Raw genomic sequence first — 18,928 nt, forward strand, 5'->3', positions numbered from 1 at the left:
GCTCGTAGCTCGTAGCTCGTAGCTCGTAGCTCGTAGCTCGTAGCTCGTAGCTCGTAGCTCGTAGCTCGTAGCTCGTAGCTCGTAGCTCGTAGCTTCAGCCCGCATCCGCCTTTTGCAGACACGCCTTGAACCCTTCCACCAGCCGGTCTCGCCAGGTCAGATAATCCAGTTCCGGATAGTCCCGGCCCAGCGGGTCCAGGGGCTGTATCTGGCAATCCGGGCACAGGCGAGTGATCAGGGTGGCGCGGGCTTCCGGTTCGCGGATGGCACAACGCACCTGCTGGTCGCGGATCTGGCTGGCCAACTGCACAAACCGACGACTGCCCGGCCCCGCGTCCAGTTGCCGGGACACCACCAGCGGCTCCGCCAGCCCCAGTGTCTCGGTGAGATAACCCCAGGGGTGGTGATAGCTGAGCCAGGGAATGTCGCTCAACCCCGCCAGTGCCTGGCGATGATCACCCTGACGGGCGGTGGCGGCCTGCTGCCAGCGGGCCGGCTCACCCTGATTCAGCCCCTGCGGGTAACGCTGTGCCAGCGCCCCGGCCAGCAGCAGCATGTTGTCCAGCGACAGCCACAGGTGCGGGTCCAGGGTGGCGTCGCCGTGGTCCGCATCATGGTGGGCGTGGTCATGATCATGCCCCCCTTCCCGACGATGGACACCTTCCAGCGCCAGCAGGGCGAGGGTGGGGCCCTGCCGACGCGCTACCAGCGGTGCCAGCGGCGCCTCCACCGTCTCGCCCAGCCATACCAGGAGATCCGCCTGCTGCACCAGCATGGCCTGCCGCGGCGACAGCGCCAGCTGATGAGGATTCTGGTTGGCCTGCAACAGGGTCTCCACCTGCACCTGGCCGCCATAAAGCCCGCGTAGCACCTTGGCCAAGGGCTCCACACTGGCGACCAGGGTCTGGCTCCAGGCAGGGGAGGAGAGAAGGAGCAGAATTGTCAGCCAGAGACGGCGCATGGAATTCCTCAAACTCGAATTACGTTGGGGGGGAAGCAAGCTACAAGCTTCAAGCTGCAAGGCGCGGGATTAATCCGGACCAACCGTCCAACTCTTCTGCCGCGCCGCAACACCTTGGGCCTGAAGCGCGGCGATAACCAGGTAGCCGGCACAGTCTTCCTCGCGCCTTGTAGCTTGCAGCTTGAAGCTTGTAGCTAACCCTCAGTGCAGGCGAAAGGCCGGCAGTATATCATTGCGCCTTTGTTCTTCGGGCCCTTTTGCTATGTCGGAACCTCTGGTCAATGTGCAGGCGGTATCAGTCACCCTGGGTGGCAACAGCGTGTTGTCCGAGGTCAGCCTGAATCTGGCCCCCGGGCGCATCACCACGCTGATCGGCCCCAATGGCGCCGGCAAAAGCACCCTGGCGCGGGTGGTGCTGGGTCTGGTCACGCCATCCTGCGGCTCGGTGGACCGCCGCAAGGGGCTGCGCGTGGGCTACATGCCCCAGCACATCAAGATCGACGACAGCCTGCCGCTCACCGTGGACCGGTTTCTGTGGCTTGCCGCGCCCGGCCCCACCTCCGCCCGGCGGGGAGCGCTGGAGCAGGCCGGCGTGGCCCACCTGCGCCGCCGCGCGGTGCAGCAGCTGTCCGGCGGCGAGATGCAACGGGTGCTGCTGGCGCGCGCGCTGCTGCGCAAGCCGGACCTGCTGGTGCTGGACGAACCGGCCCAGGGGGTGGACGTGGCCGGGCAGAATGCCCTGTACGGGTTGCTCAAGTCGGTCCGCGATGATCTGGGCTGCGCCATCCTGCTGATTTCCCACGACCTGCATCTGGTGATGGCGGCCACCGACGAGGTGATCTGCCTGCAGCGTCATGTGTGCTGTTCCGGCAGCCCGGAATCGGTGAGCCGGGACCCGGCCTACCACGAGCTGTTCGGCCCCGGTGCCGGCACCCCCAACCTGGCGCTCTACACCCACGATCATGACCACGACCATGATCTGCACGGCGATGCCCAGCCGGGCCATCAACACGACGGGAATTGCCACCATGATTGAGCTGTTGTTGCCGCCGCTGTTCGCCGGCCTGGCCGTGGCCCTGGTGTCCGGGCCCATGGGTGCCTTTGTGGTCTGGCGGCGCATGGCCTTTTTCGGTGACACCCTGGCCCACGGCGCCTTGCTGGGTGCGGCGCTTGGCCTGGCACTGGATATCAGCCTGTATCTGGCGGTGGTGGCTGTGTGCCTGGGCCTGGCTGGCGCCCTCACCGCGCTGCAACACCAGCAGCAACTGGCCAGCGACACCCTGCTCGGCATCGTCGCCCATACCACCCTGGCGCTCGGGGTGATCGCCATCAGCCTGCAAGAGGGCATTCAGGTGGACCTGTTTGCCTATCTGTTCGGTGACCTGCTTGCGGTGGGCTGGCAGGATGCCCTGGCTCTGTGGGCCGGTGCCATCCTGATTCTGCTGCTGATGCTGTGGCAATGGCGATCACTGCTGAGCATCACCGTCAGCGAGGAGCTGGCCCAGGTGGAAGGGGTGGCGGTGCAGCGCACCCGGCTGCTGCTGATGCTGTTGCTGGCACTGCTGATCGCCGGGGCCATCCGCACCGTGGGGGTGCTGCTGATCACCTCCCTGCTGGTGATCCCCGCTGCCAGTGCCCGCCGGCTGACCCATACCCCGGCGCAGATGGCGGCGGTGGCCAGCGTGCTGGGTACTCTGGCGGTTCTGGCCGGGCTGGCGGTGAGCTGGTTTGCCAATACCCCGGTGGGGCCGTCCATCGTGGTCGCCGCCAGTAGTTTGTTTGTGCTGACGTTGCTGCGGAAACCCGCCTGACGGCTTCTCTCTGTAGGAGCACCTCTTGAGGTGCGAACCGGCCGGCACGAAAGGAACGTGCCGTTAGGCCATTTGCCACTTTTCAGAAACCTGTCGAGTCGTGGGATTCCTGATTGCCCTGCGGGCAATTTCCGCGTTTGTACGCGGTTCGCGCCTCAAGAGGCGCTCCTACAGCGGCTTCGTAGAAAGGTTTTTCGGAGTTTGAATGAGTCTATCCCTCAACCAACGCATCTGGATGCTGGCCTGGCCGTTGCTGCTGTCCAACCTGACCGCGCCGTTGCTGGGGCTGGTGGACACTGCCGTGGTGGGGCATCTGGACCACCCGCGTTATCTGGCGGCGGTGGCGCTGGGTGGCAACTTTTTCATGTTCCTGTATTTCTCGTTCAATTTCCTGCGCATGGGCACCACCGGCTTTGCCTCCCAGGCGCGGGGCGGCGAGAAGGACACCCGGGTGGTATTACTGCGCGGCCTGTTGCTATCCACCGGGCTGGGGCTGGCGCTGATTGCCCTGTCACCACTGCTGCGGGAAACCGGCCTGTGGCTGCTGGGTGGTAGTGACGATGTGCAAGGCCTGGCCGCGGATTACATCAATATCCGTATCCTCGGTGCCCCGGCAGCGCTGGCCAATTTTGCCCTGATCGGTTTTGCCATCGGTACCCACAATACCCGGGTGCCGCTGAAGATGACGGTGCTGATGCACAGCACCAATGCCCTGCTGGACGTGCTGCTGGTACAAGTCTGGCATCTGGATGTGCGTGGGGTGGCCATTGCCAGTGCCACGGCAGAATACGTGGGGCTGGCCGGCGGCCTGTTCTGGCTGCGCGCCGCCCTGCGTCAACCGGCACGGCAGGAACGGCTGTGGCAGCCGCACGCCATCCTGGCATTGATGGCGGTAAACCGGGATATCTTTCTACGCAGCCTGGCCCTGCTAAGCTGCTTCTTTTTCTTCGCCGCCCAGGGCGCCCGGCTGGGTGACGCCGTGCTGGCCGCCAATGCAGTGCTGATCACCTTCCTGTTGCTGCTCAGCAACCTGCTGGACGGCTTTGCCAACGCGGCGGAAGCCCTGGTGGGCGAGGCGCACGGCAGGAACGATCGCCAAGCCCTGGGCCAGGCCATTGGCGCCACCGGGCGCTGGACCGTGGCCTGTGCGGCACTCGGTCTACTAGCCTTCAGTCTCGGCGGTGTGCCGCTGATTCATCTGCTCACCGACCTGCCTGATATCCGCGACACGGCCATTACCTATCTGCCGTGGATGCTGCTGTTACCGCTCACCGCCAGTGCCGGCTTCTGGCTGGACGGCATCTTCGTGGGCGCCACCTGGGGAGCCGCCATGCGTAACACCATGCTGGTGTCGGTGGGAATCTTCTTTGCGCTCTGGGCGCTGACACGAGGATGGGACAACCACGGCCTGTGGCTGGCCATGAACGGCTTTATGGCCGGGCGGGGAATCTTGATGGGCTGGGTGCTGAAACAGCGGCTGGCGGCCTGAAGACCGCCAGCGGGGTACAACGTCTCTTTTCAAAACGGCACAGAACGGGCGATGGCTGCGTAGGCTCTGCGCCTTCTGTGGTTATCAAAACGTCGGCCGGTTAGCGCTTCAGCGCCCCATCCTTGTCCAGCTGCGAGACGATGCTCTTGGCGAAGCCCTGGGCGCCATGCTTCAGGCTGTCCGGGTTCATGCTGCGCGACTGGGCCTGCCACACCGGGCGCTTGCGCTCCACGCTGTAGACCTGGGTCTGCAGGTAATAATCCTTGGCGTTGTGATAGTAACCGGGCTGATAGATCGCGCCGTAGCTGTGGCCCACATAGGGGCCGTAGCCCAGATACATGGGGGCAGAGGGCACGGGCACATAGTCCACCTGGGGCGGCACATACTCGGAGCGCTCTTCCACTTTCAGCAACGACACCACCATGACGCCGTCGGCACCGCTGGCCTTGACCGCAGCCTCGACCTGGGCACGGTACGCCTCTCGTTCGGCCTCTCGCTCACCCAGGGTATCGCTGGCCAGGGTGGCTTCCACAGCGCGATGATTCAGGCTTTTGCGCATCTGATTTTCGGCCGTGGCGGCAACCGCAGGGTCATCCGCCAGCACCAGCACATAAAGGTGCCGGAAGGTGGGATGAGATTCACCGGTTTTGGTCTGCCAGGTGGAATGGGTTTCGGTGGTGGTGGCGCAGGCGGTCAGCAGCAGGAGCATAGTGGCGATAGCCAACAGGGGATTGCGTCGCATGTCAGGTCCTTTTGAAGAGAGGCATTTCCATCGGGCGCACGAGTCCACGCCCACAGGATCAGGTTCAAGGATTTTTATAACAGACCAAAAACCAACAAGCGATACCCGGCTATTTTTGTTTTGACGCCCAGATGGCCAGTTTGTGCTGAATGGACGGCTGGGACACCTGATCCTCCGGCAACGGCTGAATCACCTTGTCGTGCACCAGAAGACGGTAGATGTACTCCAGCTTTTCCGACGCTGAGTCGGTGGCCTCGAACTCCACCACACCCCGCTTTTCGGCGTAGTCCATGCCTAGCGTAATGGCTTTCTTGACCAGTTCTTTTTCGTTTTTCAGTTTTTTCATCAGCTGCACACATCCGTCTTGTCGGGGACCTCGTCAGGGTCGCCATTTTTGTTGCTGTTTTTTTGAGAATACATACAGCTATCTGCATGCCTTAACAGACTATCAGCGTCTTCGTACTCATTGGGCCCTGTCTGCGTTACCCCCATACTGATGGTCACGTCAGGGCAGCACTCCGCCAGCAAGGTCTTCACCCGCATGCAGTAGGTACCTATCGTCTCGTCTTTCGTTGCGTTGGCTAGTACAACACAGAACTCGTCACCACCGAAACGCACACAGGAATCCTCCCCCCGGGCTGTTTCCAGCAGGATTCGGCCCAGCTCCTGCAGCACCTTGTCGCCGTGGGCGTGGCCTTTCCTGTCGTTGATCTCCTTGAAGTTGTCCACATCCACGAACACCATCGATACCGGTTCGTTACGACGCTGGGCTGACTGCAAGGTTCTGTACAGATCTTCATGAAGATAGCGCCGGGAGGTCAGCCCGGTCAGTGAATCCGTGCGTAATTCACCGGTGCGCCTGGCCACGGTATCCTCCAGGCTTCTGGCGTATTCTTCTGTGCGATTTCTGGCTGTCTCGATTTCCGACAACATGCTCTGGATGTAGGTCTCGAACACCAGGGTGACATCGAAATAGATCAGCTTGTCCAGCGCCCGGATCACTTCCGGCGTGGCCCCCTCTTCCTTGCCCTCGCGATCGATACATTCCAGCAGCAGAGAGCGCAGCAAGTGTACTGCGGACAGATACAGCTTGGGCTCCACGCCGATGCGCTTGTGGACCAGGCCGATGCGTAAACGATTGTTGATGTACTCCATGCCATACACCCCGGAAAAGAGATCCAGGATGTAACGCCGCTGGGCACACTGGAGCCGATCCAGGGTATCGGCGTCGCCGATCAGATTGGCGATATCCGGGTTGCTGGTCTGAATCCGGTAAAAATCATCCACGATGCGGTCAATGTGGGCGCAGATCAGCGGCCTGCAATCCACCAGAACCGCCGTATCCCTGCTGGTGAAATCCAGCAGTCGCTTGCGGTCGTCCACTTCCAGCTCGGTGATACGCATCTGCTCAAGCAGCGTTTTCATTGCAGTCTGCATGACTCACTTCCCCCTATCCTTGGCGTAGGGAAAGCGGACAAAACCAGGCCCCGTTAGCATTCAGAGACGTTGAACAACGTCCGCTTTGGACTTCTCCCCTCACTAATGGATATTACGCTCCTGCGCAGGACTCCCCCAGCAAAATGGGCATTACACGGATATATGGTAAAAGTTGGGCACAAGCGGTAGGCAAGAATTGGCAAATTCGCCGTGTTTGAGGGGAACAGACACAACAACGCCCCGACTGGCGGGGCGTTGTGCAATGGAGGCAGGGCCGCTTATTTTTTGGTCTTGCCCGGCATGATGAACTTCATCAAGGTCATGAACCACATCAGCTGGCCCGGGTCGCCTTCGATCTTGATATCGCCGGCCTGCATGCCTTCCATGAAGGCCATCTGGTTCTTGCCGGCCACCTGCAGGGTACGGAACGCGTAGTTGGCGTCCTTGAAATTCAGGGTGACGGTGGGCTGACCATGCAGACCACCCTTGGACACCACCTTGCCCGGCGTGAAGTGAAAGCTGCGCGCCGGCTTGCCGTTAAAGGTACGCCACTGCATCACCACATCGCGGTTTTCCAGCTGTTTGCGAAATCCCGCATCACGCCAGGCCAGCCAGCGCAGACGCCAGCCGAGGACCAGCAAAACCAGTGCAAATTTCATGGGCGTTCCTTTGTTTGGTTGCCGATTGTAGGAGCGCCACCCGGGCGGTTCGCCATGCAGGCATAGCTCCTACGGCGGGCCGCCGTTAGGGCATCAGTGGCGGCAGTTCCTTGTTGAGCTTCATTTTCTCTTTCACCGCATCACCGGTGAGCGCGTAGCCCTGCAGGCTGCCATCCTTGCCACGGAACAGGGCCTGGACGTTGTTGCCGTCTTCCTGGATCTCCCATTCGCCGTTGTCGTGGTCCGCCGGCGGACATACCACCACCGGGCAGGCCGGGGTCTTGATGGTGACCGGCATGACACCGTAGCTCACCGCAGTGGTTTCACCGGCCAGGGTCTTGGCCAGGGCACGGGCGGAGGCCATCAGCGGCAGCACGTAGGGCAGTACGTGGCCCTGCACTTCGGCGCAGTCGCCCAGGGCATAGATGTCGTCAGCGCTGGTCTGCAGGGTCTTGTCGGTGATAATGCCACGGTTGATGGCCAGGCCGGCTTCCTTGGCCAGGGCAATACGCGGACGCAAACCGATGGCGGATAGCACCACGTCGGATTCGATACGGGTACCGTCGGACAGCTCGGTGACCAGCTGGTTGTTATCACCGTGGTTCACCGCCTGGGCCAGAGGACCAAAGTGGAAGGTCACGCCCAGATCCGCCAGACCACGGCCGACCGCCGCAGACGCCGGCTCCGGCAGCAGCAGCGGCAGGCAGCGACCCTGAGGTTCCACCAGGGCCACCTCATAACCACCGTTGGACAGGTCGTTGGCGAATTCACAGCCGATCAGACCACCGCCCAGAATGGTGACTTTCTTGGCCCCCTTCAGGGCGGTGCGGAATTTGCCGTAGTCCATCAGATCGTTGACGGAGAACACATCACCCACGGCATCGCCTTCCAGCGGCGGGGTCCAGGTATCGGCACCCAGCGCCAGCACCAGCTTGCTGTAGTCCAGGTGGTCGTCCGGCAGCAGTACACGCTTGCCGGAGGGGTCGATTTCCGCCACATGCACATCGGTGCGCACTTCCACATTGAACTGCTCGGCAACCTTCTCCGGGGTGGCCATGCACAGGTCATCAGCGGTCTTTTCCTTGGTGAAACCGGCAGACAGCATGGGCTTGGAATAGTTACGGCCGTCGTCGCTGGTGAGCACAACGATGGGCGTTTCCTTGTCCAGCTTGCGGAATTCCTTGACGGTATTAAAGCCGGCAAGGCCGGAACCGATGATGACGATAGGTTGCATGAACAGTCCTTAATTAATCAGTAAACGGGCGGAATGACTGTGTGGATCAGAGCGTAACGGCTCAGATTTCCACCATCTCGAAGTCGTCCTTGCCCACGCCGCAATCCGGGCAGACCCAGTCTTCCGGCACATCATCCCAGGCCGTACCCGGGGCAATACCCTCATCGGGCAGACCTTCGGCTTCGTCATAGATGAAACCGCACACTACGCATTCCCACTTCTTCATCGTGAACCTCGTCGAATTGGAGTAAGTACTCGCTTACTCTGCTACATACAGGGTGTATCTCGGGGGGCGATAACCTATCGGCGCACGCCCGAAAAATCAATGACATTGGGCACTGGCACGCATTGGCGCCGGGGTCCATTGGCCTGGCCCAAGGCCATTCTTGCTTGCCGGCACGCGCTCGCAGACCGGCGCGCCGCTGACTTGCCCTGAGTCACCGCTTGCGCCATAGTCCTGCGGCCTGCGATGTTGAGAGACCCATGCTGCCTGCCGCCCTGCATCCTGACAGCCTTTGGCGCCCGCTGGAACAGCTGGTGCTGCCGCCCCGTATCCGCGACTGGATGGCGGATCCGGCGTCCCTGACCCTGCGCCTGAAGCGCCACGGCCAGTTCCGGGTAGAGCCCGGCTATCACGCCATCAGCTTTCCCCGAGCCGACGAACGGCAACTGCTTAACCTGGCGCCCCGCCGGGCCGCGCTGATCCGCGAGGTCACCCTGCTGCTGGACGACACCCCGGTGGTCGCCGCCCGCAGCGTTCTGCCCCTGGCCAGCCTCACCGGCGCCAATCGCTCCCTGGGCCATATGGGCAGCCGCTCTCTGGGCCTGGAACTTTATAAACGCCCCACCTGCCTGCGCGATCAGGTCTGGGCCCGTCTTGGAAGCCCTGCAGAAGCCATGCCAGTGTGCTGGGGTCGCCAGTCCCGTTTCATCAAACGCGGCGAACCCCTGCTGGTGGCGGAATACTTCCTGCCGGCGCTGTGGGAGAAGGTGCAAGCTTCAAGCTGCAAGCTACAAGGCGCGGGCAAGAGCCTTGGTTAAACGACAAGGTTATCGCCGCGCGTCCATTTTTGGAGCGTTGGAAGCGGCGGCGCGGCTCCGGCGATTTCGGTTGGCTACACGCCTGATTCGCGCCTTGAAACTTGCAGCTTGTAGCTTGAAACTCATCTCCGCCCCTGACAACCGGATGTCCCATGTTTGCCTTCGTTGAACAACGCTACCCCCAAGCCTGGCCCTATATTCAGCTGATGCGGCTGGATCGCCCCATCGGCACGCTGCTGCTGCTGTGGCCCACCCTGTGGGCGGTGTGGATTGCCGGAAATGGCACGCCGAGCCTGAAAACCGTGGTGATCTTCATTCTCGGGGTGATCATCATGCGTGCCGCCGGCTGCGTGATTAACGACTTTGCCGACCGGGATTTCGATGGTGACGTGGAACGCACCAAAGGTCGTCCGCTGGCCACCGGTGCCATCAGCGCCAAAAAAGCCCTGGCGCTGTTCTGCGGGCTCGGGCTGCTGGCCTTTGTGCTGGTGCTGTTCCTCAACGAGCTGACCTTCTGGTTGTCCTTCGGTGGCCTGGGGCTTGCTGTTCTCTATCCCTTCACCAAACGCTTCACCTTCATGCCGCAACTGTTCCTGGGCGCCGCCTTCAGCTGGGCCATCCCCATGGCCTTTGCCGCGGAAACCGGGGCCGTGCCGGAAATTGCCTGGCTGCTGTATGTGGCCAACCTGGTGTGGACCGTGGCCTACGACACCGAATACGCCATGTGCGACCGGGAAGACGACCTGAAACTGGGCATCAAGAGCACCGCCATCCTGTTCGGTGATGCGGACCGGTTGATGATCGCCATCCTCCAGGGCCTGACTCTGCTGGCTCTGATCATGGTGGGGCAGCGACTGGACTTTTCCTGGCCCTGGTACCTGGGCCTGGGCGGCATGACCTTGAGCTTCCTGTTCCAGCACAGCCTGATCCGCTACCGGGAACGCTGGCCCAGCTTCCACGCTTTCCTCAATAATCACTGGGCCGGGGCGTGTGTGTTTGTCGGGTTGTATTTCCAGTACTTCTGAGCGGCGAGCTTCTAGCTGCTAGCTACAACGCGAAGCTCCATATCTAGCCACCGGCACATGCCCTGGATTCGTGTTGCTGCTTGTCGCTTAAAGCTTGTAGCTCGCCCCCTTCTTGCTTTTCCTGCAAAATCCGACCAACTTGTCATACACATGTCACAAAAAAGCAATCTAATAGGGCATCACAACAGACAGGCAAGGAAGGAAAGCCATGTCCCGTAACCGTATTCTGATTGTTGACGACGAGCCCGCCATTCGGGAAATGGTGGCCGTTGCTCTGGAGCTGGCCGATTTTGATGTGCTGGAGGCGGAAAACGCCCAGCGTGGCCACGAAATTATTGTCGATGAACGCCCGGACCTGGTGTTGCTGGACTGGATGCTGCCGTCTGTCACCGGTATCGAGCTGGCCCGCCGCCTCAAGCGTGATGAGACCACCAACGAAATCCCCATCATCATGCTCACCGCCAAGAGCGAAGAGGACAACAAGATCCAGGGGCTGGATGTGGGCGCCGACGACTACATCACCAAGCCGTTTTCCACCCGTGAGCTGATCTCCCGCATCAAGGCGGTGTTGCGCCGGGCGTCCAGCACGGCGGCGGACAAGGCCATCGAGGTGGAAGGCCTGTGCCTGGATCCAGTGAGCCACCGTATCAGCGCCGACGATGAGCCAGTGGACATGGGGCCCACGGAATACCGTCTGCTGGAATTCTTCATGAGCCACCAGGAACGGGCCTACTCACGGACCCAGCTGCTGGATCAGGTGTGGGGCGCCAACGTGTATGTGGAAGATCGCACCATCGATGTGCATATCCGCCGCCTGCGCAAGGCCCTGGCGCCCTTCGGCTACGACCGCTTTATCCAGACGGTACGCGGCACCGGCTACCGGTTTTCGGTAAAATCCGCCAAAGCAGGCTGAAGCGCCCCGTTCTGCATAGCGCATTGCGCGCAATCCGGAGAGGTGGTGCAATGCGGGTCGGTTACGGTTAATGCACCTACGTAGCCGCAACGGAGCGGCGGAAGCGAGATAATGAAAGCCAGTCTGGCCAAGGAAGTAAATCGCATAGTCGGCCTGATCCTGCTGTCCGTTGTGGCAGCGCTGGCGGTGGGCCACATCTGGCCGCTGGTAGTGGGTCTGCTGGGCTATATCATCTGGAGCACCCGGCAACTGTTTGGCCTGTACAGCTGGCTGGTCCGCGATGACCATACCGAGCCCCCGGACAGCATCGGCCTGTGGGGGGAGTTCTACACCCGCCTGGAACACCTTTTTCAGAAAGAACGCCGCGCCCAGGAAAACCTGCAGGGCATCATTCACCGTGCCCAGCAATCGGTAAATGCCCTGGAAGACGTGGTCATCCTCATCGACCAGCACGGCTACCTGGAATACTGGAACCAGGCCGCGGAACGCTACATGGGGTTCAACGCCCGCCAGGATCTGGGCCAGCCGCTGACCAACCTGGTCCGCCATCCGAAATTTACCGAATACCTCAGCCAGGGGGATTTCCGCGACGCCCTGGAGATTCCCTCACCGGTGGACGACAACCGCATCCTGCAATTTCGCGTCACCGAGTTTGGTGTGGGCGAACAGCTGATGATGGCCCGTGACGTGACCCGGCTCCATCACCTGGAGCAGATGCGCAAGGATTTCGTGGCCAACGTGAGCCACGAACTGAAAACCCCGCTGACCGTACTCAAGGGTTACCTGGAAACCCTGCTGGACACGGTACCGGAGGAACAGTCCCGACTGCGCCGCGCTCTCGCCCAGATGGACAACCAGTCCAACCGCATGGAGGCCCTGGTCTCGGATCTGCTGTTGCTGGCCCGGCTGGAAGGTACCGACGCGGACAACCTGAGCCAGGCGGTGCCGGTTCACGGCATGCTCAAACGCATGCGCGAGAATGCCATGGCGATCAGTGCCGACAAGGGCCACAGCATCGAGCTGGAGGTGCCCGAAGCAGCCCGCCTGATCGCCAACCCGGCAGAGCTGGAAAGCGCCTTCGGCAACCTGATCACCAATGCGGTGAAATACACCCCCGCCGGCGGTCAGATCCTGATTCGCTGGTGGCAGGATCAGCGTGGCGCGCACCTGGCGGTAAGCGACAATGGTGTCGGTATCGACCCGGCCCATATCCCCCGCCTCACCGAACGCTTTTATCGCCCGGACAACAGCCGCGTCACCGAAACCGGCGGCACCGGCCTGGGCCTGGCCATCGTCAAGCACGTGATGATCCGCCACAACGGCAAACTGGAAATCCAGAGCGAACTGGGCAAGGGCAGCGTCTTCACCTGTCACTTCCCGGCGGAGCGGTTGGTTAGCAAGCCCACGGCAGTGGCTGGGTGAGCGGTGCTTTTTCATAACCCGCCGTAGGAGCGTCGCTGGCGGCGCGATAGCAGACCTAGCTCAAAAGCATTTTCACCACAGAGGGCACAGAGCACACAGAGAAGAAACCCATCTTTTCCTCGGTGGACTCTGTGCCCTCTGTGGTGAAAATTCAGTCTTCAAGGTTGGTTATCGCGCCGCCAGCGACGCTCCTACGGCGCAGGTATCAGGTGAATATCCATGAAAAGAATCTGCGTCTATTGCGGCTCCAGCCCCGGAGAGGGGAACGACTATATTCAAGCCGCCGAAGGGCTCGCCCAGGAACTCGTCAGCCGTAACCTGGGATTGGTCTATGGCGGTGCCAGCGTCGGTGTCATGGGCGCCATCGCCAATGCGGTCATGCAGCGGGGCGGTGAGGTGATCGGCATTATTCCCGATGCGTTAATGCGCAAGGAAATTGGCAACGACCACCTCACCGAATTGCGTGTGGTGCGCTCCATGCACGAGCGTAAAGCCGCCATGGCCGATTGTTCTGACGGTTTTATCGCCTTGCCCGGCGGCATGGGTACGCTGGAAGAAATTTTCGAAATTCTCACCTGGGCGCAACTGGGTTTTCACCACAAACCCTGCGCCCTGCTGAACATCAACGGCTATTACGACCACCTGATCACTTTCCTCGACCATGCCGTCAGCCAGGGCTTTCTGCGACAAGAACACAGAGGCCTGTTGCAGGTTCACGACACCCCCGCCGCGCTGCTGGACAGCTTCGCGGATTATCAGGCGCCGGATGTCACCAAATGGATTCGTCGCGAAGCGCAGCTTTGAGTTTTCCTGCAAGGCCTGCAATGGTGCAGTTCGCCTTAGGCTCAGTGACACCCTACGTCCGAATCTTGTGTAGGGTGCCACTGAGCCTCGGGCGAACTGCACCATAAACCACACCATCAGTCAGGCACCTTCCCGACCAGCCCCTCCAATCCCCCGGCCCAATCCACGGCATAAACACCACGCCGAACCCAATGATGAAACGTGGAATAGGGCCAATCCTGCACCCGTGAAACCAGGCCATGCTTCACCGGATTGATATGCACATAGTCCATATGCGCCCGATAATCCTGTTCATCGCGAATGCAGTGTTCCCAAAAGCGGCGCTGCCAGATAGCTCTTTCATCACGCCTTATGCGAGATGGATTCCGGCGTTCCACGCGAGGTATTTTTCGGGAGAAGGCGGACTTGATCAGTCGCCAGCGCCGAATGTAATCATCGTCGGCGTCAGGGAGCTGCAAGACGCAGTGGAGATGATCCGGCAGTACCACCCAGCCATGAATACGGAAAGGGTGGTCGCTTTTCACTTTGCGAACAGACTCTCGCAGTACATCCACATGCCGGACAAGCAAATCGTGGCCGCCTCGCTGTTGCAGATTGACGGTAAAGAAATAGCAGCCGCCTGGCTTCCAGACACGGCGGTACATTGGCATCTTTTCACATCCTTGTGACAAGACATTATGGGTATGGGGTTAGGTGCAGTTCGCCCTAGGCTCAGTGGCACCCTACGCCCAAGGCGAACTGCATCATTTACTTCAGGGTGTCGGCCCAGGCCTGTAAGGCCGTCAGCTGCTTGGCGATCATGTCTTTCGTTGCCTGGTCCTGCAGGTCGCCATTGTCATCACATTTTTCATGGGCGGCGGAGACGAACACTTCCGGTTTGTTGAGCGGGTGCACATCCAGGAAGACCAGTACCTGACGCAGGTGGTACTGACTGCGGCTGGTGCCCATGCCCCCCATGGAAGCGCCCATGATGGCGGCGGCCTTGCCGGCGAAGATGCCACCCGGGACCCGGGATAACCAGTCGATGGCATTTTTCAGTACACCGGGAATGGAATAGTTGTATTCCGGGGTGGCAAACAAGAAGGCATCCGCTGCTTTTACCTGTTCTGCCAGGGCGGTCACCGTCGCCGGGCGATTATCGCCGTCGTCATCACCGTTATAGAGCGGGATATCACTGATGTCCGCTTCAATGATTTCCATTCCCGACGGCGCCAACGCCTGGGCCGCGCGGACCAGGCCGCGGTTGTAGGATTTTTCTCGCAAGCTACCTGCTATGGCCAGAACTTTCATGCTGTCTCTCCTTTCCCTGATATTCTGCAACGCCCAGCTTCCCGGAAAATCACGGTGTCAGCAATGCAATCTATGCCGCAATTTGTGTTTTTTTAACAGACGCTATGGCATAAAAAAATTACAGTGAGGTTTTCCGACTCAAGGAGAACCGCATGGACCTGTTACGCATTCTCATCGCCATCCTGCTTCCACCACTGGGGGTATTTCTCCAGGAAGGGATCGGCAAGCATTTCTGGATCAATATCGTGCTGACCATTCTCGGTTACATTCCCGGTATCGTGCATGCGGTCTGGGTGATCGCGTCACGCTAGCGACAAGACTCACCGCCACAAAAAAGCCCCGGCGAGAGCCGGGGCAAGTTGGGGGTTGAACTTAACCGTCACAGGGATGACGGCTCGGCGGTCAGGGTGCCATCGCGATAGTCACTCAGGGCCTGGTTGATCTCGTCCTGGGTGTTCATCACGAAGGGGCCGTACTGGGCAATGGGCTCGCCAATGGGCTTGCCTGCCAGCAGCAACAGCCTGGCACCGTGATCACCGGCCACCAGAGAGACTTTGTCACCGTCAGTGAAGGTGGCCAGGTGGTCGCTCTTTACCGCCTCGCCCGCCACGCTGACCTGACCTTCGAACAGGTACAGGAAGGCGTTATAGCCCTGTGTCAGTGGCACCGTCACGGTTTCACCGGCGCGCAATTTCACGTCCAGGTAAAGCGGATCGGTACTGCCGCCGTTTACCGGTGCCTTGATCACCTGATTGCCGATGGTGACTTCCCCGGCAATGGCCTTGATCTGCCCTCCCGTGGGCAAATCAAGGCGCGGGATCTCGGTATCGGTAATGTCCCGGTATCCAGCGGCTTTCATTTTTTCCGCCGCCGGCAGGTTGATCCACAGCTGGAAACCGCGCAGTAAACCATCCTGTTGCTGCGGCATTTCCTCATGAATGATGCCGCGACCGGCTGTCATCCACTGCACACCGCCCTGCTGCAGGTCCCCTTCGTTACCCAGATGATCGCGATGCTTCATGTGGCCTTCCATCAGGTAGGTCACCGTTTCAAAGCCCCGGTGTGGGTGCGGCGGGAAGCCGGCGATGTAATCATCCGGGTTATCGGAGGAGAACGCGTCCAGCATCAGGAAAGGATCCAGGCGCACCATGGGGTTGTAACCCAGCGCGCGCTTCAGGCGAACGCCGGCACCGTCGGATGTATCCAGTGCGCGAATGGTGTTGAGAATTGTGCGTTCCATGGGAACCTCCTGCCTTGCGGCACTGTGCTGCAGGAGCGGCGCTTGAGACGCGAAGCACGGTATCGATTCGCGGCTCAAGCGCCGCTCCTGCAGAGTTAATCAGTAATCTCTCTTTCCCCCAGCCGTTCTCGACCGTGGGGTGAATCCCAATCCAGCTCTGGCCCGATGGAAATAATCCCGTGGGGATTGATCGTCGGGTGGCTGCGAAAATAGTGGTGGCGGATATGCGCCATATTCACTGTCTCCGCTACGCCGGGCAGCTGGTAAATTTCTTTCAGAAACCCGTTCAGGTTCGGGTAGTCCACGATCCGCTTGCGGTCACACTTGAAGTGGGTGACGTACACCGGATCAAAGCGCACCAGGGTAGTCCACAGCCGCAGATCCGCTTCGGTGAGCGTGTTACCCATCAGATAGCGCTGCTCGCCAAGACGTTGCTCGAGGGCATCCAGCTGCTCAAACAAGGTCACCACCGCTTCATCGTAGGCGTCCTGGCTGGTGGCAAAACCGGTCTTGTAGACGCCATTGTTTACGTCGTTGTAGACACGCTCGTTGATGGCATCAATCTCCGCCTGCAACACCTGCGGATAAAAATTGCCCGGCGCCGCACCCAGCGCATCAAAGCTGGTGTTGAGCATGCGGATAATTTCTGCGGACTCGTTACTGACAATGGTCTCGCGCTGCTTGTCCCACAACACTGGCACGGTGACGCGGCCGGTGTAGTTGTCATCCGCCTTCAGGTACAACTCATAGAGCTTGCTGAAACCATAGAGCGCATCGCCGCTGGCGCCGTCAAAGTCATCGCGCAGTTCCCAGCCGTTTTCCAGCATGTGCGGATGCACCACAGACACGCCAATGTGGTCCTGGAGACCTTTCAATGCCCGCACGATCAAGGTGCGGTGGGCCCAGGGACAGGCGTAGGACACATACAGGTGGTAACGACCGCTTTCTGCCTGAAAGCCACTGTCGCCACTGGGTCCGGCGCTGCCGTCGGCAGTCACCCAGTTGCGGAACTGGCTCTCGGAACGCTTGAAGCGCCCACCGGTGCTCTTGGTGTCGTACCACTTGTCCTGCCATTTGCCATCGACCAGCAGTCCCATGATGTTCTCCCTGTTGCAGAATTAGCGTTTGATCGCAGGAGCCAGGCCTGGGCATGGTTCGCCATGCAAGCATAGCTCCTACAAGCTGGATCACTGCAGCGCTGCCCGCGCTTCGCTCATGGCCTTTTCTTTGCTCTCATCACCCATGTTAAGCCCTTCCGCATACACGAAAGACACATTGGTGATGCCGACAAAACCGAAGAACAGCCTGATGTACGGGGTTACCGTATCGTTTTCGGTACCGGCATACAGTCCACCACGGGCGGCCACTACGGTCACTGGCTTGTCGTTCAGCAACCCCTGGGGACCGTTCTCGGTGTAGCGGAAGGTGATACCGGCCCGGGCCACGTGGTCGATCCAACTCTTCAGCTGGCTGGGAATGCCGAAGTTGTACATGGGCAGGCCCAGCACCACCTGATCCGCATCTTTCAGCTCTGTGATCAACGCCTGGGAAAAGTCTTCTACCGCCTGCTGATCATCCGTGCGCTGGTCTGCCGGCGTAAAGAAGGCACCGACACGTTCGCCGTCCAGATGTGGAATGGGATCGGCTGAGAGATCCCGAACAACCACGGTAGCTCCAGGGTGTTGCGCTTTCAGGCGCTCCACCTGCTCGTTGACCAGGGTGGAGGAATTGCCGTTGTCGCCGAAAACACTGCTCTTGATAACCAGAATATTCATGACCCCAACTCCATATTGTGTCCGTGCCGGCTGGGTGAGCCGATGATTTGTTAACGATGGGGCTATTGTGGATTCAGCAAATACGATATAAAACGGCACAAACTTGTACATTTAGCTCAGGAATTTCGATATGTCAGCCAAAATCAGCCTGGACCAGTGGCAAGCCCTGATTGCCGTAGTGGACGAGGGCGGTTACGCCAGCGCCGCGGAGGCGCTGGACAAGAGCCAGTCCGCCATCAGTTACGCGGTGCAGAAGATCGAGACCGAACTGGGCGTACGTGCCTTTGCCTTGGAAGGCCGGCGGGCCAGGCTCACCGAGACCGGGCAGATGCTCTACCGTCAGGCCAAGGTGCTGGTGGAAGAGGCCAACCGCATCGAGAGCGCCGCCATTCAACTCAGCCAGGGCTGGGAACCTCTGGTACGCGTGGCCGCTGACGCTCTGTTCCCCCAGCATTGCATGCTGTCGGCCCTGGATGCGTTTGCCCAGCACAGCCCGCTGACCCGGGTCGAGTACAGCGAGACCGTGCTGTCCGGCTCCGATGAGGCCCTGCTGCGCAAGGAGGCGGATGTGGTAATCGGCGGACGGGTACCGCCGGGGTTCTTCGGTGATCAGCTGATGCGGGTGCGTTTTGTGGCCGTGGCAGCGGCGGACCATCCGCTCAATCAGGCGGACAGCCTCACCCATGAGGATCTGCGCCAGCATCGGCAAATTGTCATTCGCGATTCCGGCAGCCGGCGCATCGATTCCGGCTGGCTGGGGGCCGAGCAACGCTGGACCGTGTCGCATCCTTCCACACGTATTGCCGCCATTCGCCGCGGACTGGGATTTGCCTGGGTGCCGGAATCAGAGATCGGCGATGGTCTGGAAAGCGGCGCGCTAAAGGTGCTGCCACTGAAGGAGGGCGTTGAACGGTTGGTGGACCTGCATCTGATCTATGCGGACGGCCAATATGCCGGCCAGGCCGCCCGCTACCTGGGCGAACGGATCCGCGAAGCGGCTGCGATTCCCTGCCCGGGGGTGACGGTGTCGTAACACCGGTCACGCCATCATCTTTTGCGGGAGCAGCCGCTCCACTGCTCCCGCA

At 60.5% G+C, this 18,928-nt stretch carries 22 protein-coding genes; 10 read left to right on the plus strand and 12 right to left on the minus strand.

The window, feature by feature from the left end; all coding sequences use genetic code 11:
- Positions 1-94: 94 nt before the first annotated feature.
- On the minus strand, positions 95-961 hold the full coding sequence (locus Q0Y02_RS09755) for a metal ABC transporter substrate-binding protein (RefSeq protein WP_297767355.1): 867 nt from the start codon (positions 959-961) through the stop codon (positions 95-97).
- 262 nt (positions 962-1,223) lie between these two features.
- Between Q0Y02_RS09755 and znuC the strand changes: the two genes are divergently transcribed.
- The 3 genes from znuC to Q0Y02_RS09770 all read left to right on the plus strand — a co-directional run bounded on the left by znuC (position 1,224) and on the right by Q0Y02_RS09770 (position 4,261).
- Positions 1,224-1,997: a zinc ABC transporter ATP-binding protein ZnuC gene (gene znuC / locus Q0Y02_RS09760; RefSeq protein ID WP_297767357.1), complete on the plus strand. Its 774-nt coding sequence runs from the start codon at positions 1,224-1,226 to the stop codon at positions 1,995-1,997.
- Positions 1,990-2,772, plus strand: a complete 783-nt coding sequence (gene znuB / locus Q0Y02_RS09765; protein WP_297768082.1) for a zinc ABC transporter permease subunit ZnuB — start codon at positions 1,990-1,992, stop codon at positions 2,770-2,772. Before znuC ends, znuB begins: the two co-directional genes overlap by 8 nt.
- 205 nt (positions 2,773-2,977) lie before the next feature.
- Positions 2,978-4,261: an MATE family efflux transporter gene (locus tag Q0Y02_RS09770; protein ID WP_297767358.1), complete on the plus strand. Its 1,284-nt coding sequence runs from the start codon at positions 2,978-2,980 to the stop codon at positions 4,259-4,261.
- Between the two features lie 100 nt (positions 4,262-4,361).
- Here the strand turns inward: Q0Y02_RS09770 and Q0Y02_RS09775 are convergent, their stop codons facing one another.
- From Q0Y02_RS09775 to rd, 6 genes are all read right to left on the minus strand, one after another.
- Complete coding sequence (locus Q0Y02_RS09775) at positions 4,362-5,003, minus strand: hypothetical protein (protein ID WP_297767359.1); 642 nt, start codon at positions 5,001-5,003, stop codon at positions 4,362-4,364.
- Positions 5,004-5,112: 109 nt separating this feature from the next.
- Complete coding sequence (locus Q0Y02_RS09780) at positions 5,113-5,349, minus strand: DUF5062 family protein (protein WP_297767363.1); 237 nt, start codon at positions 5,347-5,349, stop codon at positions 5,113-5,115.
- A complete protein-coding gene (locus Q0Y02_RS09785) occupies positions 5,349-6,428 on the minus strand; it encodes a GGDEF domain-containing protein (RefSeq protein WP_297767366.1) in 1,080 nt (359 codons plus the stop codon). The genes Q0Y02_RS09780 and Q0Y02_RS09785 overlap by 1 nt, the downstream gene beginning before the upstream one ends.
- 290 nt (positions 6,429-6,718) lie before the next feature.
- On the minus strand, positions 6,719-7,099 hold the full coding sequence (locus Q0Y02_RS09790; RefSeq protein WP_297767369.1) for a hypothetical protein: 381 nt from the start codon (positions 7,097-7,099) through the stop codon (positions 6,719-6,721).
- An 85-nt stretch (positions 7,100-7,184) separates the two neighbouring features.
- Complete coding sequence (locus tag Q0Y02_RS09795) at positions 7,185-8,333, minus strand: FAD-dependent oxidoreductase (RefSeq protein WP_297767372.1); 1,149 nt, start codon at positions 8,331-8,333, stop codon at positions 7,185-7,187.
- 61 nt (positions 8,334-8,394) lie between these two features.
- Positions 8,395-8,559 (minus strand): rubredoxin, encoded by a 165-nt coding sequence (rd, locus tag Q0Y02_RS09800; RefSeq protein WP_035245853.1) that lies wholly within the window; start codon positions 8,557-8,559, stop codon positions 8,395-8,397.
- A 257-nt stretch (positions 8,560-8,816) separates the two neighbouring features.
- On the opposite strand from rd, the gene Q0Y02_RS09805 reads away from it, so the two are divergent.
- From Q0Y02_RS09805 to Q0Y02_RS09825, 5 genes are all read left to right on the plus strand, one after another.
- Positions 8,817-9,374, plus strand: a complete 558-nt coding sequence (locus tag Q0Y02_RS09805; RefSeq protein ID WP_297767377.1) for a chorismate lyase — start codon at positions 8,817-8,819, stop codon at positions 9,372-9,374.
- 152 nt (positions 9,375-9,526) lie between these two features.
- Positions 9,527-10,399: a 4-hydroxybenzoate octaprenyltransferase gene (ubiA, locus tag Q0Y02_RS09810; RefSeq protein WP_297767380.1), complete on the plus strand. Its 873-nt coding sequence runs from the start codon at positions 9,527-9,529 to the stop codon at positions 10,397-10,399.
- Between the two features lie 208 nt (positions 10,400-10,607).
- The gene (gene phoB / locus Q0Y02_RS09815; RefSeq protein ID WP_290511767.1) at positions 10,608-11,312 is read left to right on the plus strand and encodes a phosphate regulon transcriptional regulator PhoB; all 705 of its coding nucleotides are present in this window, start codon (positions 10,608-10,610) and stop codon (positions 11,310-11,312) included.
- 111 nt (positions 11,313-11,423) lie between these two features.
- Positions 11,424-12,734 (plus strand): phosphate regulon sensor histidine kinase PhoR, encoded by a 1,311-nt coding sequence (phoR, locus tag Q0Y02_RS09820; RefSeq protein WP_297767387.1) that lies wholly within the window; start codon positions 11,424-11,426, stop codon positions 12,732-12,734.
- A 219-nt stretch (positions 12,735-12,953) separates the two neighbouring features.
- Positions 12,954-13,538, plus strand: coding sequence for a TIGR00730 family Rossman fold protein (locus Q0Y02_RS09825; protein ID WP_297767390.1), 585 nt, complete (start codon positions 12,954-12,956; stop codon positions 13,536-13,538).
- A gap of 116 nt (positions 13,539-13,654) precedes the next feature.
- Here Q0Y02_RS09825 and Q0Y02_RS09830 read toward each other — a convergent pair whose 3' ends face one another.
- On the minus strand, positions 13,655-14,188 hold the full coding sequence (locus Q0Y02_RS09830) for a transposase (protein WP_297767392.1): 534 nt from the start codon (positions 14,186-14,188) through the stop codon (positions 13,655-13,657).
- A 97-nt stretch (positions 14,189-14,285) separates the two neighbouring features.
- Entirely contained in the window at positions 14,286-14,828 is a 543-nt protein-coding gene (locus Q0Y02_RS09835; protein WP_297767395.1) for an NADPH-dependent FMN reductase, read from the minus strand.
- Positions 14,829-14,980: 152 nt separating this feature from the next.
- Between Q0Y02_RS09835 and Q0Y02_RS09840 the strand changes: the two genes are divergently transcribed.
- Positions 14,981-15,139 carry a YqaE/Pmp3 family membrane protein gene (locus tag Q0Y02_RS09840; protein WP_035245841.1) on the plus strand — a complete coding sequence of 53 codons (159 nt, stop codon included), beginning with the start codon at positions 14,981-14,983 and terminating at the stop codon, positions 15,137-15,139.
- 68 nt (positions 15,140-15,207) lie between these two features.
- On the opposite strand, the gene Q0Y02_RS09845 is transcribed toward Q0Y02_RS09840, so the two are convergent.
- From Q0Y02_RS09845 to Q0Y02_RS09855, 3 genes are all read right to left on the minus strand, one after another.
- Positions 15,208-16,068 (minus strand): pirin family protein, encoded by an 861-nt coding sequence (locus Q0Y02_RS09845; RefSeq protein WP_297767398.1) that lies wholly within the window; start codon positions 16,066-16,068, stop codon positions 15,208-15,210.
- A gap of 95 nt (positions 16,069-16,163) precedes the next feature.
- Positions 16,164-17,165, minus strand: a complete 1,002-nt coding sequence (locus Q0Y02_RS09850) for a glutathione S-transferase family protein (RefSeq protein WP_297767401.1) — start codon at positions 17,163-17,165, stop codon at positions 16,164-16,166.
- 90 nt (positions 17,166-17,255) lie between these two features.
- Positions 17,256-17,843, minus strand: a complete 588-nt coding sequence (locus Q0Y02_RS09855) for an FMN-dependent NADH-azoreductase (protein WP_297767406.1) — start codon at positions 17,841-17,843, stop codon at positions 17,256-17,258.
- Between the two features lie 130 nt (positions 17,844-17,973).
- On the opposite strand from Q0Y02_RS09855, the gene Q0Y02_RS09860 reads away from it, so the two are divergent.
- Positions 17,974-18,876, plus strand: a complete 903-nt coding sequence (locus Q0Y02_RS09860) for a LysR family transcriptional regulator (RefSeq protein ID WP_297767409.1) — start codon at positions 17,974-17,976, stop codon at positions 18,874-18,876.
- Positions 18,877-18,928: the final 52 nt, after the last annotated feature.

It is taken from the genome of uncultured Alcanivorax sp., from assembly GCF_947258575.1.
Lineage (GTDB): Bacteria > Pseudomonadota > Gammaproteobacteria > Pseudomonadales > Alcanivoracaceae > Alcanivorax.